The following is a 14,622-nucleotide window of genomic DNA, read 5'->3' on the forward strand; positions in this document are numbered from 1 at the left end:
TCGTCCCGAAAGTGCAACCAGGGTCCGCGCTTGACCACAGCGCCGGCCATTGGCAAGGTTTTGCAGGCTTCGCGTCACACCGTACGGCAGACCGATCCCGTCCCTCTACTGAGGACGGATTAGCGGCGGTGACCGGGCAGCGCCCGCGCCCGCACCTGGAGGACTGAGTTGAGCCCCATCCGCTCCGCGACCATCGCGGCGCTCGCATCGGCCGTAATGGCCACCACGCTCACCGGCTGCCAGTTCGGCGAGGCAGAGCAGGACACTAGTCCGATCGTGATCGCCGCGGACCTCGAACTCTCCGGCGCCGCCGCCCCCGTCGGGCGGGCATACCAGCGCGCGCTGGAACTCAAGAGGGACCAGTTGAACTCCTCCGGAGCACTGAACGACCGGAAGATCGAGCTGAAGGTGAAGGACAACCGTTCCGACGCCGCCGAGTCACTGCGCAACGTCGTCGACTTCAGCAGCGATTCCCGGGTCAGCGCCATCATCATGGGTGGCTGCAACGAATGCGCGGTCGGCGCGGTCGGGACCATCAACGAGAAGAAAATCCCCACCATTGCCCTCGCCGCTTCCGGGACGATCGCCAGCCCGGCCGCCGAGCGGCGCTACATGTTCAAGCTGGGCCCGAACGCCGTGGACAGCGCCTCCGCGCTCACCACAGAACTGCGCCGCAAGAACATCCGCAAGGTGGGTCTGCTCTACACCGACGATGACTACGGCCGGGAGGGCGCCGTCGCGCTCCGCCGCGAACTGACCAAGGCCAATATCAAGCCGGTCGGCGAGGAGTCGGTGAAGACCACCGACACCGAGGTCGGTCAGCAGGTCGGACGGCTCGCCGAGGAAAAGCCCGACGCGCTGGTCATCTGGACCCCGCCGGAGCAGGCGACGCTCGCCGCCACCAGCGCCCAGCAGGCCGCCTTCCGTGGGTCGCTCTTCTTCGACGCGGGCGCGGCCGGCGACCTCTTCCTCGGCGCGGCGGCCCAGGCCACCGAGCGTGCCACGCTGATCTTCACGCAGACCATGGTGATCGATGACGTGATCGCCACCACACCGGCCAAGGCGGCCCGGCGGCAGTGGTTCCAGGACTACACCGCGCGATTCGGCGGGTACAACGGGTCCTCGTCCTTCGCCGCCGACGCGGTCCAGCTGATCGCCGATGCCGAGCTGCGTGCTGGCGGTCCGGTCGGGAAGGTGGACCGCGACGGCCTCCGCGACGTGCTGGAAACGTCCCAGATGGACGGTCTCTCCGGCCCGATCCGGATGACGCCGGACAACCACTCCGGGCTGATGCCGCAGGCGCTCACCACGCTGGTTGCCCGCAACGGCCGGTGGCGGCTGGCGGGCTGAGGCCGACTCAAAGCCAAAGGGCCACACCGTTCTCCGACGCTCTCGGGCGTCGAAGGGCGGTGTGGCCCTGCCGTATCCGGCTCGGCTTCGGCGATGACCTCGGTGGTCAGCGGCTGCTGGTGGTCTCCCGTACCCAGGGCAGGGCGAGCCGCTCGACCAGCACCAGCGTCGAGTAGAGCAGGATGCTCACCAGCGCCACCAGCATGATCGCCGACCAGGCGGTGGCGGTGTCGCCGACACCGGCGTACTGGAGGATGACGTAGCCCAGGCCAGTCTCGCCGGCCTGGAACTCACCGATCACCGCGCCGATCGCCGCCAGTGGCATGGCCACCTTGAGCCCGACGAAGATCTGCGGCAGCGCGGCCGGGAAGCGCACCTTGCGGAACGCCTGCCAGCGGGAGGCGTTCCAGGAGCGCACCAGCTCGGCCAGGTCGGCCGGGGTGGTGGTCAGCCCGGTCGCGGTGGAGAGCACGATCGGGAAGAAGCAGAGCAGGAACACCATGGTCAGGATCGGCTTCTGACCCCAGCCGAGTGCGACCACCAGCAGCGGACCCAGTGTGATCTTGGGTACCGCGTTGATGGCGACCAGCAGCGGGGTGAACATCCGCTCCACCGTGCGGGAGCTGGCCAGGGAGAGTCCGATCAGGACACCCGCCGCCGCCGACAGGACGAAGCCGATCAGGATCTCCAGCAGGGTGTCCCAGGTGTGCTCCAGCATCCGGGCCGGCTTGTCGGTGAAAGCGGCGAGCACATCGCCTGGCGGTGGCAGGGCCGCCGGGTGCACCAACTCCAGCCGGGCGATCAACCACCACGCCGCCAGGGCGACCAGGAGGCCAGCCACGGGCAGCAACGCCGCCCCGGCCCCGGAGCGGAGGCCGGCGCCCCGACCCGCTCGCCCCACCTCGGGGCCGGCACCCGGGGGCGTGGGCACCCCCGCCACCGGCTCCGCTGCCCGGACGTCGGTCATCTTGTCCTCCTCGAAATCCCACGGCCCAATGGGCCGACGGGGGTACGCCCCACCGGAATCGGCGGGACGTACCCCCTGGTGACGGCGCGCGATCAGGCCTTCGGCGTGAGGCTGAAGTCGATGATCTGCTCGGGGGTGATGTTCTGCTTCAGGGCGCCAGCGCCCTGCAGGATCGCGATGCTCTTGGCTACCCGGCCGTTGTCCAGGGTGCCGACCGCGGTGCCGGAGTTACCGGAGCGGACGTACGCCGCCATCAGCTCAAGCTCGGCGGCGGCCGAGGCCGGGTTGGTGGCGTCGACGTTCTTCTTCAGGATGTCGGCGGCCTCCTTCGAGTTCGCCAGGCTGTACTCGAGGCCCTTGAGCAGCGCCGCGGTGAACCGCTTCACCATCTCGGGCTTCTCCTTGGCGATCTTCGAGGAGGTGATCAGCACGTTGCCGTAGAGGTCCTGCATCACGTTGCTGTACGGCAGCATGACGGCCTTCTTCTTGGCCACCGCCTCGATGGTCGGCTGACCCACGACGAACTGGCCGATGCCGTCCACCGAACCGGAGGCGAGCGTGCCGATCAGCGCCTGCGCCTCACCGTTGACCCAGGTCACCTTGTTGACGTCCACGCCGGCGAGCCGGGCGTACGTCGGGAACAGGTTGCGGACCACGGACCCGGGAGTGTCGGCGAGCTTCTTGCCCTCCAGGTCCTTCGGGGAGGCGATGTTCTTGCCCTCGACGGTGGCGATGCCGGCCATCGTGCGCTGCTGGATCGCGGCCACCGCGACGAAGTCCTTCGCCTGGCCGTTGCCGAGCTGCAGCAGGCCGCCGGTGAGGTCGATCGGCCCGAAGTCGGCCTGGCCACCGACGACGGTCTGGATCACACCACCGGTGCCCTGACCGGCCTTGATCTCGACGTCGAAGCCGGCCTCCTTGAAGAAGCCCTTGTCCTTCGCCACCCAGGCGTAGGAGTCACGGCCGAAGTTGCCGAAGGAGGTGAGGTAGGTCACCTTCTCCAGAGCCCCGCCGTTGCCGCCCTTGGCGTCGTCGGACGAGTCCGACCCGCTGCTGCAGGCGGAGACGAGGGCGAGGGCGGTGGCCAGCGCGGCCGTAGCGACCGTACGGGTCAGCCTTCTCATCAGTGCACCATGTCCTTTCCGACCGGGGCCGGCAGGCCACCGGAGGGGGTTGTCGTGGCGGGACCGGCGAGGGGGGTGGAAGCCGGGCACCGCCGTCGTGAGGGGACTCTTCGCGGGCACAGCGTACGAGAAACCCACCTTTGCGACGCCAGGCGTACCGCGTTGCGGAACGGAAACAACCTGACGACCACCCCGGACGGTGCGATAGGGAGACGAGCCGGATAACCTTTGCCGGATTCCTGACCGTCCACTCAGCGGAGGTCCGCCGGAGATGATCCGACTGTCCGGGGTGTCCCGTACCTTCGAGGGCCGATCCGGCCGGGTGGAGGCGTTGCGGGGCATCGACCTCGACGTCGCCGATGGCGAGTTCGTCGCCGTGCTCGGGCGCTCCGGGTGCGGCAAGTCCACCCTGCTGCGGCTGGTCGCCGGGCTGCTCCCGCTGACCGCCGGCGAGATCACCGTGGCCGGTACGCCGATCACCCGGCCCCGCCGGGACATCGCCATGCTGTTCCAGAAGCCGGCGCTGCTGCCCTGGCGCACCGTGCTGGACAACGTCCTGCTGCCGGTGGAGATCTTCGGCTGGAGCCGCGCCAAGCACCGCGAGCGGGCCCGGCGACTGCTCGACGTGGCCGGGCTGTCCGGCTTCGAGAAGCGGCTGCCGCACGAGCTCTCCGGCGGCATGCAGCAGCGGGTGTCGCTGTGCCGGTCGCTGATCGGCGAGCCCCGGGTGATGCTGATGGACGAGCCGTTCTCCGCGCTCGACGCGCTCACCCGCGAGGAGCTCTCGGGCGAACTCCAGCGGGTGCACATGGAGAACCGGCCGAGCATCATCTTCGTCACCCACTCGATCGACGAGGCGGTGCTGCTCGCCGACCGGGTGGTCGTGCTGAGCCCCCGGCCCGGCCGGATCCGCAAGGTGGTCGAGGTGAACATCCCCCGGCCCCGCACCCTGGGCCGCAACGCCCACCTCGCGGACGTCGCCCAGGTCAGCGCCGACCTGCACGAGCTGTTGATGGAACGTGACCAGCCGGCCGTGGCCGGCGCGGAAGGACGATGAACATGCGGGTGTCGGTCTTCACCGAACCGCACCGGGGCGCCAGCTACGACGACCAGCTCCGGTTCGCCCGGCTGGTCGAGGCGGGCGGCTTCGAGGGCTTCCTCCGCGCCGACCACTACCAGTCGATGGGCACCGACCCGGGCCTGCCCGGCCCCACGGACGCCTGGCTGACCCTCGCCGCGCTGGCCCGCGAGACCCAGCGGATCCGGCTCGGCACCCTGGTGACGTCGGCCACCTTCCGGCCACCCGGTCCGCTGGCGGTGATGGTCGCGCAGGTCGACCAGATGAGCGGCGGCCGGGTCGAGCTGGGTATCGGCGCTGGCTGGTACGAGCGCGAGCACCTCTCGTACGGCATCCCGTTCCCGGCGGTGGCCGAGCGCTTCGACCGGCTGGCCGAGCAGCTTGAGGTGATCACCGGGCTGTGGCGGACCCCGGCGGGCGAGACGTACAGCTACTCCGGCGACCACTACCAGCTGGTGGACGCCCCTGCCCTGCCGAAGCCGGTGCAGCTGCCCGGGCCGCCGATCATCGTGGGCGGGCGCGGTCCCAAGCGCACCCCCGAGCTGGCCGCCCGGTACGCCGACGAGTTCAACATGCCGTTCAAGTCCGTGGCGGAGACCGCCGGGGCGTACGAGCGGGTGCGGGAGGCGTGCGACCGAACCGGCCGGACCGAGTCCGGACGGGCACCGCTGGTGCTCTCCGCCGGGATCGTGGTGGCCATCGGGCGGACCGACGCGGAGGCGCAGCGGCGGGCCGCGCCACTGCACGAGAAGAGCGCTCTGCCCCCGGAGGACCCGGTGGTCGGCTCGCCCGCGCAGCTCGTGCAGCGGATCGGCGAGTTCGCCGCGATCGGCGCCACCCGGGTCCACCTGCGCCTGATCGATTTCGCTGACCTCGACCACCTTGAGCTGATCGCCGCCGAGGTGCTCCCGCAACTGGACGGAGAACGATGAGCGACGTGATCGACAGCACCGAACTCGGGCCGGTGGGCCAGGAGATCGTGTACGAGAACGATCGGGTCCGGGTCTGGCACATCCGGCTCGAACCGGGCGAGCGACAGCCGCTGCACCGGCACGACCACCCCTATCTGGTGGTGGCGATCGAGGGTGCGAAGAACGTCATTCAGACGGTCGACGGCACCCGGATCGACGCCGACGAGCCCACCGGCGGAGTGGTCTACCGGGACCCGGGCGCGGTGCACATGCTCACCAATGTCGGGGACACGACTTACCTGGCTCGGCTGGTCGAACTCAAGTAGACCCGCTGGCGGCGGGCCGCCACGCCGCGCGGCGCGCCGGTGGCGATCGGGTGTACCGGGTGCGTAACGTGCCGGACATGGCCTTTCGGACCTGGGGCAGACTGCTGCTCACGGCGCTCGGGGTGAGCGTGCTGGCCGGAGCCGGCCAGCTCGGCATCGCGTACGGTTTCGGCATCGTCCGGCTCACCGGCGCCTTCACCGGTACGACCGTCAACCAGTGGCCGGCCCAGCTCGTCTGGGTGGGCTGGTTCGCCGCGAACGCCGCAGTGGCCGGCGCCGTCCTGACCGGACGGCTGGCCCGCCGGGACGGGCTGCCGGTCACCACCGGTCGGCAGTTGGCCGTCGGGGGTGCCGCCGCGCTCGGCGCCACCATCGTCGCTCCGCTCTGCATGCAGCCGGCCCGGGCCGCCGAGTTGATCTCCGTGGACCCGGTCTGGGCGGTCGGCATCTGCGCCGTGCTCGGCGCGGTGATCGGGGCCGGCGCGGCTATCGGCGTCCTGCTCCGACCCGAGCTGGGCTGGAACATGGCGGCCGTGGCCGGCATCGTCTGGGTGCTTGCGCTGATCTCCGTCCTGCCGTCGCTCGGCACCACCGGCCCGCTGCCCACGGTCCGGCTCGGCGTACTCGAGCCGAGCTGGCTGGACGACGGCGCGGCACGGCGGCTGGGGCTGCTCCTGCTGCCCACCACGGCACTGCTCGCCGGTGCGGCGACCGCCGGCTTTTCCCGCTGGCGGGGCCAGATCCCGCTGATCAGCGGGGCCACCGGGGTGGCCGGCCCGGCGCTGGTGGCATTCGCCTATCTGACCGCCGGCCCCGGCGACGCGGTGGACCGCTACCAGGCCACCCCCTACTACGGTGCGCTGATCGCCGTCCTCGCCGGCGTGCTCGGCGCGGCCGCCGCCGCCCTGCTGCGCTGGCCGGTGCATGCCCGCACCTCCGATCCGCAGGCGATCGAACCCACCGACATCCTGCGGCCGCTGCCCGCCGGCCCAGCCCTGCCCGGCGCCGAGCCGGCGGGTTCGGCCGACGACCGGGAAACCGTCGCGCCTACCGGCGTCGAACTGGCCGGCACCGGCCAGGACCGGCGCGACGGCGACTCCACCGGCACCGTCCGCACCGTCCCGGCACACTGGGACTGGCCGATTACCACGGCGAGCGGCCAGCACGGTCTGGTCCCCATCGACCCGACCGGCCCCGAGGACGCCACCGTTCCCCGACCGGTCGGCCGCCCCCGCCACCACACCGACGCCGCACCGGACCCCGCCGTGACCGCCCCAGCGGGCGAGCCGATCACCGGTCGGACGGCCACCGGCGAGCCGGTCCAGGACGGCCCGGCCGGGGGCCGGTCACCCCGCCGCGCCGGTGGTCGTACCCCGAGCGAGACCGCCCCGGCGGCCACCACCGCCACGTCGGACCGGACCGACGCCAAGGCCGCCAGTCCGACGGGCAGCCCCGGCGATGACGGTGCGGCCAGCACCGCAGTGCCGGCCACGACCAGCACGGCCACGTCGACCAGCACGGCCACGACCGACATGGGCACGACCGACGCGGGCGCGGCCGCCGCCCCGGCACCCAAGCCGCGCCGGACGCGCAAGCCGAAGGCCACCCCGGCGGACACGACCACGGACGTGACCGACGGCACGACCGCTGCGGACACCGCGAAGGCCAGCCGGCCCGGCAAGGGAACGGGTGCCGGGTCCGGCAAGGCCAGCACTGTTTCCCGGCCGGGCAAGGAGACCCAGGGCACCGCATCCGGCCGAGGCACCGGGACTCCGGCAACCCCGGTCGCCGCCACCGGCCCGGGGACGACCTCGGAGCCGACCGTCACGGTCGACCCGGCGGCGAGCTCGGAGCCGGCTGTCACGGCCGACCCGGCCACTCAATCCATTGCCGCCAACACGGCCGGGACCGACCGGGCCACCGACACCGAGCGATCCGTGACCGAGAGCGGTTCCGTCGGTCCGCTGTTCGGGACGGCGACCGCCGGCAACCCGGCGGCGGACCGGTGGACGCCGGCCACGCCGGTCTGGCCGGTCACCGCGGCATCCACCGCGACGCCGCAGACGAATGACGGCGGACCGACCGCCTCGGACGCCGCGACCGGGGCCGAGGAGCCCGAGTGGACGCCCCGGCCCCGGCACCGCGCCCCGCTGCCAGACCTGGGCCGAGCCACCCGTTGGGACGCCTTCACAGCCCCCCGACCCGCCGGGCCGGCAGACCCGCAGGACAGCTCGGCGGCACCCACCACCCCGACCGCTGCGTCTCCGGTCATACCGGAGCAGGCCGTCGGGCCGCCCCAGGCGGGCGACGCCACCGGCGGCCCGGCGAGCGCAGACGGTGGCGCGGCCACGCCGACGGATGACGCCGAGCAGCCCTCCCGCCGGGGACGCATCGGCGGCCTGTTCCGCCGCAACCGGTCCCGGGCCGACGAGGAGAGCGGGACCGCACCGGAAACGGCGGAGCCGCTGCCGACGCAGGACGAGGAGTTCGTCGACTGGGTCGCCGGCCTGAGCAAGCCGGTGGCGGACAACGAGCCGGAGCAGGAGAACGGTCGTCGCTCGCTGCGCTCCACCGGTCGACACCACCGCGACTGACCCCGACCGACGGCCTGCACCGCCGCACCCGAGCGCCGGCCCGCCACCTTTCGAGCGGGCCGGCGCCGTGCGGTTGATCAGGCCAGCGGCAGGTAGACCCGGCCACCGCCGGAGACGAACTCCTCCGACTTGTCCTTCATGCCACGGGCCGCGTACTCCTTGAGCTCCTGGGTGATCTTCATGGAGCAGAACTTCGGGCCGCACATCGAGCAGAAGTGCGCCGTCTTCGCCGGCTCGGCGGGCAGCGTCGCGTCGTGGTACGAGCGCGCCGTCTCCGGGTCCAGCGACAGGTTGAACTGGTCCTCCCAGCGAAACTCGAACCGCGCCTTCGACAGCGCGTCGTCCCACTCCTGCGCGCCGGGGTGCCCCTTGGCCAGGTCCGCCGCGTGCGCCGCAATCTTGTACGCGATCACGCCCGCCTTCACGTCGTCCCGGTCCGGCAGGCCCAGGTGTTCCTTCGGGGTGACGTAGCAGAGCATCGCGGTGCCGAACATGCCGATCATCGCGGCGCCGATCGCCGACGTGATGTGGTCGTACGCCGGGGCGATGTCGGTGGTCAGCGGGCCGAGCGTGTAGAACGGCGCCTCGTGGCACCACTCCTGCTGCAGGTCCACGTTCTCCTTGATCTTGTGCATCGGCACGTGCCCCGGACCCTCGATCATCACCTGCACGTCGTGCTCCCAGGCCACCGTGGTCAACTCGCCGAGGGTGCGCAGCTCGGCGAACTGCGCCTCGTCGTTGGCGTCGGCGATCGAGCCGGGCCGCAGCCCGTCGCCGAGGGAGAAGGTCACGTCGTAGCGGGCCAGCAGCGCGCACAGTTCAGCGAAGTTCGTGTAGAGGAAGTTCTCCTCGTGGTGCGCCAGGCACCAGGCCGCCATGATCGAGCCGCCCCGGGAGACGATCCCGGTCACCCGGTCCACCGCCAGCGGCACGTACGGCAGCAGCACCCCGGCGTGCACCGTCATGTAGTCCACGCCCTGCTCGGCCTGTTCGATCACGGTTTCCCGGAACACCTCCCAGCTGAGCTTCACCGGGTCGCCGCCGACCTTTTCGAGGGCCTGGTAGATCGGCACCGTCCCGATCGGCACCGGCGAGTTCCGCACGATCGCCTCGCGGGTCTCGTGGATCCGCTTGCCGGTGGACAGGTCCATCACGGTGTCCGCACCCCAACGGGTGGCCCAGGTCAGCTTCTCCACCTCCTCGGCGACCGACGAGCTGACCGCCGAGGTACCGATGTTGGCGTTCACCTTGACCAGGAACGCCTTTCCGATGATCGCCGGCTCGCACTCCGGGTGGTTCACGTTGAGCGGCAGCACCGCCCGACCGGCCGCGATCTCGGCCCGGACGAACTCCGGGTCGACGTTCTCCCGGATCGCCACGAACTCCATCTCCGGCGTCACCACTCCGGCCCGCGCGTAGGCGAGCTGGGTCGGGCGGTGCCCGGCCACCCCGGCCAGTGGCGTACCCGCGCCCCGCACCGGGGCGACGTCACCCCGCTCGGCGATCCACCGACCCCGCAGCGGCGGCAGCCCCACCTCCGGGTCCGAGCCGGGGCCGGACGTGTCGTAGAGCCGTACCGGTGGATGGTCGCCGGTCAGCGCCACCTCGGCGAACGGCACCCGGAGATCCGGCCGCGACCCCTCGACGTACACCTTGCCTCGTGCCTGCATGACAGCCTCCCTGGTGATCAAGCGGACCAGCCGAAGTGGTCCAGCGGCCCGCGTCCCGCGCCCAGCTCCCAACTCCGCGCGCCGGTCAGCGCGCGGAGCACGTATTCCTTGGCGGCCCCGACCGCCGCCGGCACCGGATCGCCCAGCGCGAGCCGCACAGCGATCGCCGCCGAGAACGAACACCCGGTGCCGTGGGTGTGCCGGGTGGCCACGCGTGGGGCGCGCAGCAGGGTGGTCACGCCGCCGCCGTGCAGCACGTCGACCGCCTCTCCCCCGTCCAGGTCGCCGCCGGTGACCACCACGTACTCCGGGCCGCCGGCCGCGAGGGCCTCGGCGGCCACGACCATCCCGGCCACGTCGTCCACCGGGCGTCCGGTGATGGCCGCGGCCTCCGCGCAGTTCGGCGTCGCCACCCTGGCGTACGGAAGCAGCCGCTCCACCGCACTGACCACGCCGAGCCGGTGGCCGCTGGTGGCGACCAGCACCGGGTCGACGACGAGCTGGGGCAGCCGGCCCTCCCGGGCGGCCTCGGCCACCACGTCGGCGACGGCGGGGGTGCCGAGCATCCCCGTCTTGACCGCACGGACCGTGAAGTCGGTGAGCACGCTGTCGAGCTGTTCGGTGACCGTGCGCGGGGGCAGCGGCAGGACGGCGTCGACGTCCCGGGTGTTCTGTGCGGTGACGGCGGTGAGGACGCTGGTGCCGTACACGCCGAGCGCCGCGAAGACCTTGAGGTCGGCCTGGATGCCGGCGCCGCCGCCGGAGTCGGAGCCGGCGATGGTGAGCACTGTGCTCGGTGTCATCTTGGGTCTCCGGTGGTTGCGGTTGGGGGGACCTGCGCGCCTCCGCGCCGGGTTTGCGTCATCGGGGTGACCGCCTTTTCGAAGGCTCTGGTCAGGGTCGTGGCTGCTTCGGTGGGGTTGTCGGCTCGCATGATCGCGCCGAGTACCGCTACTCCGATGGCTCCCGCCTGGACGCAGGCGGTGACCTGGGCCGGGGTTTCGATGCCTCCCAACGCGAGGGTCGGCACCGGGCTGGCCTGGATCAGTTCTTGCAGCCCTGCCGTGCCCAGGGGTGGGCCGTAGCCCGGCTTTGTCCTGGTGGGGTGGACCGGGGAGAGGGTGGTGTAGTGCTCGGTGGTCAGGCGGCGCAGCTCGGACTGGTTGTGGCAGGAGCGGCCGACCAGCGGGTGGGTCGGTGGCGGGTACGGGCCGGCGGCGGGCAGGTGGACGGCGTCGCCGCCGAGCGGGTCGGGACCGGCCACGATCAGGGTTCCGCCGGCTTCGCTGAGGATCGCGCGCAGGTCGGCGGCGAGGGCGGCGCGCTCGGCGCGGGGCAGATCCTTCTCCCGCAGCACCACCCATCGCACTCCCCCAGCCACGGCCCCCGCCACGACCAGGTCAAGCGGCCCCCGCGCCATCAGCCGATCCGTCAACACCACGACGCCCGACGGCACGGTCCCCGTCGAGGTCTTGGAAGAATCCGGTCCAAGATCTGTGGGGCTTCGTCCCGGCGCAGACGGAGGTGGGGTGGGGGTCACAGGTCGGGTCTTCCCTCATCCGGAGTGGACGGCAGGGCGTGGAAGCGGCGGGCGATCCGTCCGGCGCCCGCGGCCAGGCGGCCCGCCTCGACCGCGTACCGCATCGCGGTGGCCATCGTCACCGGGTCGGCGGCCCGGGTGACCGCGCTGGCCAGCAGCACCGCGTCGCAGCCCAGCTCCATGGCCAGGGCCGCGTCGGACGCGGTGCCGATGCCGGCGTCGAGGATCACCGGCACGTCCACGCCCTGCCGGATCAGCCGGATGTGGTGCGGGTTGCCGATGCCGAGCCCCGAGCCGATCGGCGCGCCGGCCGGCATCACCGCGGCGCAGCCCACGTCGGCCAGCCGGCGCGCGAGCACGGGGTCGTCGCTGGTGTACGGCAGCACGGTGAAGCCGTCGGCGACCAACTCCTCGGCGGCGCGGAGCAGTTCCACCCCGTCGGGCAGCAGCGTCCGCTCGTCGCCGATCACCTCCAGCTTGATCCAGTCGGTGTCGAACGCGTCCCTGGCCAGTCGGGCCACCTTCACCGCCTCGGGGGCGGTGTAGCAGCCGGCGGTGTTCGGCAGCAGCCGTACCCCGCACCGGTCCAGCAGCTCCAACAGCCCACCGGCTGAGCCCGGGGCGGTGTCCACCCGGCGCAGTGCGAGGGTGACCAGCTCCGTGCCGGACGCCCGGATCGCCTGCTCCAGCACGTGCAGATTCGCGGCTCCGCCGGTGCCGAGGATCAGCCGCGAGGTGAACGTGACTCCGCCCAGCTCGAACGGCACGCCGCTCACCCGCCCTGCGCGGCGGTGAGCACCTCGACGCGGTCACCGTCGCGCAGCACCGTCGCCGGCCAGCCGGCCCGGGGCACCACCTCGCCGTTGACCGCGACCGCCACCCCGCGCTGCTGGGGTGCGACGTCGCGGACCAGGTCGGCCACCGACGCGCCACCTGGGACGCTGCGTCCGGCCCCGTTCACCGTCAACTCCATCGGTCCTCCTCCATCGTCCGATCGCCAACACCGACGGCACCGGACCCAGCCAGCCCACCGACACCGACCGCGCCGGTGGATTCCGGGGAGTTGCTGGAGAAGCGGTCGGGCTGGAAGGGCGCGAGCAGCGGGTCGGGCACGCCGGTGGTCACCAGGTCGGCGATCAGGTCGGCGGTGACCGGGGTGAGCACGATGCCGTGCCGGTGGTGCCCGGTGGCGGCCAGCACGTCCGGCCGGCCGGGCAGCGGCCCGAGGATGGGCGCGTTGTCCGGGGTGCCCGGGCGCAGCCCGGCGACCGCCTCGACCAAGTCGTACTCGGCCAGCTCGGGGAGCAGGTCGACGCCGGCACGGAGCAGGCGCAGCACCGCGCCGGCGGTGACCGTGGTGTCCGACCGTTCCTCGACCGTCGCGCCGAGCACCACCTCGCCGTCAGCGCGGGGCACCAGATAGACGTGCTCGCCGTCGGCGTACCCCCGGATCACGTGCCGGAAGCCCGGCGCGACGCCGTCGGGCGCGCGCAGCCGGAGGATCTGGCCCTTCACCGGCCGCACCGGCAGGCCGGTGAGGGCGGCCGCGCCGCACCCGGCGGCGACCACGGTGATCCGGGCGTCCACCTCGGAGAGGTGCCGGACCGGCTGCGGCACAAGCGCCGCGCCGGCCCGCCGGGCGGCCGTGCGCAGCGCCGGCACCAGCAGCCGGGGGTCGACCTGGTGGTCGGTGGGCGCGAGCGCGCCGCCGCGCACCCGCGGGGCGAGCGCCGGCTCGCGGTCACGCAGCTCGGTGGGGCGCAGCGGGGTCACCGGCAGTCCCAACCCCTGCTGGTACGCCCAGAGCCGGCGCGCCTCGGCCAGGTCGTCGCCGGTCAGCCCGACCATCAGGGTGCCCTCGGTCCGGTAGCCAAGCTCGGCGCCGGTCGCCTCGGTCAGCTCGGCGGCGAACGCCGGCCAGCGGGCGGCGGACGCCAGCAGCAACCCGGTCAACTGCCGTTCACCGAAGTACGCCTCGGCGACCGGGGAGAGCATGCCCGCAGCCACGGCCGACGCCCCCGAGCCGGAGGCCGGATCGTGCACCTCCACTCGCAGCCCGCGCGCGGCGCACCGCCAGGCGATCGCCAACCCGATCGGGCCCGCCCCCACCACCGCCACGTCCGGCCGGGCCCGGTCGTCGGATCGCGTCGACGGGGACCGGCCGGTCAGCACGTCAGTGCCCCGAGCAGCTCGGCGGTGGCCCGGGCGGGGTCGGCGGCAGCGGAGATCGCGCCGACGACGGCCACCCCGTACGCCCCGGCGTCCCGCAGCGCCGGCACCCGGTCTGCGGTCACCCCGCCGATCGCGATGACCGGCACGTCGACGGCGCCGGTGACCGCGCGTACCCCCGCTGGGCCGATCGGGTCGGGCAGCCCGGACTTGGTGCTGGTGGCGTGGCACGGCCCGACGCCCAGGTAGCTGGCCCCGGCGGCGACCGCCTCGACCGCCGTCCCCGGCGCGCGGGCGGTGGCTCCCAGCACACCGGCGGGGCCGAGCACCCGGCGAGCCGCGGCGACCGGCAGGTCATCGGCCCCGACGTGCCCACCGGCGGCGCCCACCGCCAGCGCCACATGCAGCCGGTCGTTGACCAGGCAGTTCGCCCCGTACGGCGCACAGAGCGCCAGCACCCGGCGGGCCAGGTCGTACGCCTCGCGGTCGGTGGCGGAGTCCTCGACCCGGACCTGCACCACCAGGTCGGCGCGGGCCGCCGTGAGGGCGGCCCGGACCACGGTGAGCGGATCCCGCCCGGGTCGGGTGTCGGTGATCAGATGCAGTCGCCCCAGGGACGGCACGGCAACTCTCCTCCCTGCGCCGGCATTACCCGGATCAGGTTCGACGGTCGGGGGCTGTCAGCCCCCCTCTCAGCCCGGTACACCGGGCTCCCGTGGGTTACTTGCGTGTCACCGTACGACAGTTCCGCCGGTCTGCCAAGGCGGGGTCGGCGGCTGGTCGGCGGGCCCCGGCCGTGGCGCGTGGCGAGATCCGTTGGGCGCTTCATGCGGTCCTGTTCGGAATGTCGCCCGCCGTTGCAGAACCGTTACCCGTCGGCATCTTGCCCGACA

General features: G+C 72.8%; 14 protein-coding genes and 1 riboswitch. Of the genes, 5 read left to right on the top strand and 9 right to left on the bottom strand.

Annotated elements, in window-relative coordinates; genetic code table 11:
* Positions 1-168: 168 nt before the first annotated feature.
* The gene (locus tag ACFY29_RS18880; RefSeq protein ID WP_328420452.1) at positions 169-1,350 is read left to right on the top strand and encodes an ABC transporter substrate-binding protein; all 1,182 of its coding nucleotides are present in this window, start codon (positions 169-171) and stop codon (positions 1,348-1,350) included.
* Positions 1,351-1,456: 106 nt separating this feature from the next.
* On the opposite strand, the gene ACFY29_RS18885 is transcribed toward ACFY29_RS18880, so the two are convergent.
* Together ACFY29_RS18885 and ACFY29_RS18890 are read right to left on the bottom strand one after the other, a co-directional pair.
* Positions 1,457-2,317: an ABC transporter permease gene (locus ACFY29_RS18885; RefSeq protein ID WP_328420454.1), complete on the bottom strand. Its 861-nt coding sequence runs from the start codon at positions 2,315-2,317 to the stop codon at positions 1,457-1,459.
* A 92-nt stretch (positions 2,318-2,409) separates the two neighbouring features.
* Positions 2,410-3,441, bottom strand: a complete 1,032-nt coding sequence (locus ACFY29_RS18890; protein ID WP_386987765.1) for an ABC transporter substrate-binding protein — start codon at positions 3,439-3,441, stop codon at positions 2,410-2,412.
* 271 nt (positions 3,442-3,712) lie between these two features.
* Between ACFY29_RS18890 and ACFY29_RS18895 the strand changes: the two genes are divergently transcribed.
* From ACFY29_RS18895 to ACFY29_RS18910, 4 genes are all read left to right on the top strand, one after another.
* Complete coding sequence (locus ACFY29_RS18895) at positions 3,713-4,498, top strand: ABC transporter ATP-binding protein (RefSeq protein ID WP_328420458.1); 786 nt, start codon at positions 3,713-3,715, stop codon at positions 4,496-4,498.
* A gap of 2 nt (positions 4,499-4,500) precedes the next feature.
* The gene (locus tag ACFY29_RS18900) at positions 4,501-5,451 is read left to right on the top strand and encodes an LLM class F420-dependent oxidoreductase (protein ID WP_386988510.1); all 951 of its coding nucleotides are present in this window, start codon (positions 4,501-4,503) and stop codon (positions 5,449-5,451) included.
* Positions 5,448-5,756 carry a cupin gene (locus tag ACFY29_RS18905; protein ID WP_328420462.1) on the top strand — a complete coding sequence of 103 codons (309 nt, stop codon included), beginning with the start codon at positions 5,448-5,450 and terminating at the stop codon, positions 5,754-5,756. The genes ACFY29_RS18900 and ACFY29_RS18905 overlap by 4 nt, the downstream gene beginning before the upstream one ends.
* A 77-nt stretch (positions 5,757-5,833) precedes the next feature.
* Positions 5,834-8,350 (top strand): hypothetical protein, encoded by a 2,517-nt coding sequence (locus ACFY29_RS18910; RefSeq protein ID WP_386987769.1) that lies wholly within the window; start codon positions 5,834-5,836, stop codon positions 8,348-8,350.
* A gap of 77 nt (positions 8,351-8,427) precedes the next feature.
* Here the strand turns inward: ACFY29_RS18910 and thiC are convergent, their stop codons facing one another.
* From thiC to thiE, 7 genes are all read right to left on the bottom strand, one after another.
* Entirely contained in the window at positions 8,428-10,020 is a 1,593-nt protein-coding gene (gene thiC, locus ACFY29_RS18915) for a phosphomethylpyrimidine synthase ThiC (protein WP_386987771.1), read from the bottom strand.
* Positions 10,021-10,037: 17 nt separating this feature from the next.
* Positions 10,038-10,823: a bifunctional hydroxymethylpyrimidine kinase/phosphomethylpyrimidine kinase gene (gene thiD / locus ACFY29_RS18920; protein ID WP_386987774.1), complete on the bottom strand. Its 786-nt coding sequence runs from the start codon at positions 10,821-10,823 to the stop codon at positions 10,038-10,040.
* The gene (locus ACFY29_RS18925) at positions 10,820-11,440 is read right to left on the bottom strand and encodes a thiamine phosphate synthase (protein WP_386987777.1); all 621 of its coding nucleotides are present in this window, start codon (positions 11,438-11,440) and stop codon (positions 10,820-10,822) included. The genes thiD and ACFY29_RS18925 overlap by 4 nt, the downstream gene beginning before the upstream one ends.
* A gap of 116 nt (positions 11,441-11,556) precedes the next feature.
* Positions 11,557-12,336: a thiazole synthase gene (locus ACFY29_RS18930; protein WP_328420471.1), complete on the bottom strand. Its 780-nt coding sequence runs from the start codon at positions 12,334-12,336 to the stop codon at positions 11,557-11,559.
* A complete protein-coding gene (thiS, locus tag ACFY29_RS18935) occupies positions 12,333-12,533 on the bottom strand; it encodes a sulfur carrier protein ThiS (protein ID WP_355609833.1) in 201 nt (66 codons plus the stop codon). Before thiS ends, ACFY29_RS18930 begins: the two co-directional genes overlap by 4 nt.
* Entirely contained in the window at positions 12,524-13,732 is a 1,209-nt protein-coding gene (gene thiO / locus ACFY29_RS18940; protein WP_386987781.1) for a glycine oxidase ThiO, read from the bottom strand. The genes thiS and thiO overlap by 10 nt, the downstream gene beginning before the upstream one ends.
* Positions 13,726-14,352 carry a thiamine phosphate synthase gene (gene thiE, locus ACFY29_RS18945; protein ID WP_386987784.1) on the bottom strand — a complete coding sequence of 209 codons (627 nt, stop codon included), beginning with the start codon at positions 14,350-14,352 and terminating at the stop codon, positions 13,726-13,728. The genes thiO and thiE overlap by 7 nt, the downstream gene beginning before the upstream one ends.
* Positions 14,347-14,456, bottom strand: a riboswitch (TPP riboswitch). (Overlaps the previous gene by 6 nt.)
* Positions 14,457-14,622 lie beyond the last annotated feature (166 nt).

The sequence above is a fragment of the Micromonospora sp. NPDC000668 genome (assembly GCF_042897975.1).
Lineage (GTDB): Bacteria > Actinomycetota > Actinomycetes > Mycobacteriales > Micromonosporaceae > Micromonospora.